This is a genomic window from Micromonospora deserti (genome assembly GCF_003236335.1).
In the GTDB taxonomy this organism is placed as follows: Bacteria; Actinomycetota; Actinomycetes; order Mycobacteriales; family Micromonosporaceae; genus Micromonospora; species Micromonospora deserti.
Map to the genome: position 1 here is coordinate 1 of NZ_POUB01000480.1, position 1944 is coordinate 1944.

The 1944-nt window shown below is 73.8% G+C and carries 2 protein-coding genes; both read right to left on the minus strand.

Annotated elements, in window-relative coordinates:
• Positions 1-460, minus strand: a 460-nt coding sequence (locus tag C1I99_RS31345; RefSeq protein ID WP_111137744.1) for a ribose-5-phosphate isomerase, incomplete at its 3' end; no start/stop codon positions are given.
• Between the two features lie 71 nt (positions 461-531).
• Positions 532-1731, minus strand: coding sequence for a DUF1015 family protein (locus C1I99_RS31350; protein ID WP_111137745.1), 1200 nt, complete (start codon positions 1729-1731; stop codon positions 532-534).
• Positions 1732-1944: the final 213 nt, after the last annotated feature.

Sequence of the window (1944 nt, forward strand, 5' to 3'; positions counted from 1 at the left end):
GGGCGGGGAGTTGGCGGGTGCGCTCGTAGTCGGCCACCTGCGTGATGCGCCGGGTGTGCCGCTCGCTGCCGGAGAACGGGGTGGTGAGGAACGCCTCGACGATGGCGGTGGCCTCGTCCAGGGTGTGCTGCCGGGCGCCGACGGCGACGATGTTCGCGTCGTTGTGCTCGCGCGCCAGCTGAGCGGTCTCGATGGTCCAGGCCAGCGCCGCCCGTACCCCGGCGATCTTGTTGGCGGCGATCTGTTCGCCGTTGCCGGAACCGCCGATGACCACCCCGAGGCTGCCCGCGTCGGTCACCACCCGGTCACCGGTGTGCAGGCAGAAGGCCGGGTAGTCGTCGTCCGGGTCGTACGCGTGCGGGCCGACGTCCACCACCTCGTACCCCTGCTTGGCCAGGTGGTTGGCCAGGTGCACCTTCAACTCGAAACCGGCGTGGTCGGATCCCAGGTAGACGCGCATACCGCGCAGTCTGACAGGCCGTCCTCCGGGACGCTGCGTCGGCGGCGTCCCGGAGCCGGATTCGTCACAACTCAGTGCGACAGCTCGGCCACCACCAGGCCGCCGCGCGCCTTCGGGGTGAACCAGGTGCTCTTGCGCGGCATCTTCTCCCGGGCCAGGTTCACCGCGACGAAGTCGTCCACGGTCACCGGGGCGATCAGGACGGCCAGCTCCGCCCGGCCGGCGTCGACCTCGCCGGTGAGCCACCTCGCCGGGTAGTCGCCGCCGACGTAGGTGATCCGCTTGTCGCCCGGGTCCAGCCCCAGCGCGTCGCGCAGCAGCAGCCGCTCCACCAGGGCGTGGTCCAGGTTCTCCAGCCGGCCGCCACCGACTTGCGGCAGCGTCACCGCGTACCCCTGGCCGGCCAGGTAGAGGTGGACGGTGCCGCCGGCCGCCGGGACCTCGACCGGGCCGGCGACCGGGGTGATCGCCGCGCCTGCGGCCCTCAGCCGGTCGAGCAGCTCCTCCGGCGTGCTGGTCAGCTCGCTGACCAGCCGGTTGTACGGCTGGATGGCCACCGAGGCGGGCGTGGTGACCACCGCGAGGAAACGGGGCAGCCCGCCGGTCTGGGCGGCCAGGCTGCGGTGGTTGCCGTCGGCGACGACCAGTTCACCGCCGCCGGCGAGGGCGATCAGCTCGTCCTGCTGCGGACCCGGCCCGAGCAGCCAGATGGCGTGGGTGCGCCCGGCCTGGTCGGTGTCGGTCGCGGCGGGCGCGCCGGCCGCCTCGGTCGCCGCCGCGAGCGCGGCGTGCAGCTCGTCGCCGCGACCGGTCTGCAGCAGCAGTACGGGCGAGAGCAGGTGGCCCAGCGCCCCGGCCAGGGCGACCCGCTCCCGCACCTTGGCGATGAAGACGTCCTCGTTACGGATGACCAGGCCGGGCTCGTCGGCCCGGGTGGAGATCTGGTCGGTGTCGACCATGGCGAAAAGGCCGTACGCCGGTTCCTCCGCCGGCGCGCTGATCCGGTAGAGCACCACCACCCGCTCGGCGGGGGTGTAACTGCCGTCCGCCTTCGCCTCGGCGACCCGGGTCACCGCGTCGGGCAGCGCGTCGAGGAACGACTTCCCCAGGCTCTCCGGCGCCCGGTGCGGCATCTCGATGCCGAGGGCACTGTGCGGGTTCGCCTCGATGATCGCGGTGATCTCCGCGTCGTCGGCGAACTCGTCGTAGTTCTGCGCGCCGGTGCCGCCAGTGGTGATCCAGGCCCGGGCGATCGGATGCACGACCGTCATGTGGGATGACGCTACCGGCGACGCGTCCGGCGCCGGCGGCGGACCCGCGCGGCGTCCACCAGATGAAAGGGCCGGGATCAGGTGGTCCGCTCGGCCTGCCCGGCCGACCGGCGGTGCCGGCCCACCGGCGCGGCGGGACGGACCGACCCGAACGGACCGGCGTTGACGGCACGCGGCTGGCCGGCGGCGGGCGCCGGCGGGGCGGGCCGGTGG

Bases quoted from the DNA above. Each gene is read 5' to 3' on its own strand.
- C1I99_RS31350 (WP_111137745.1), bottom strand. From the start codon at position 1,731: ATGACGGTCGTGCATCCGATCGCCCGGGCCTGGATCACCACTGGCGGC.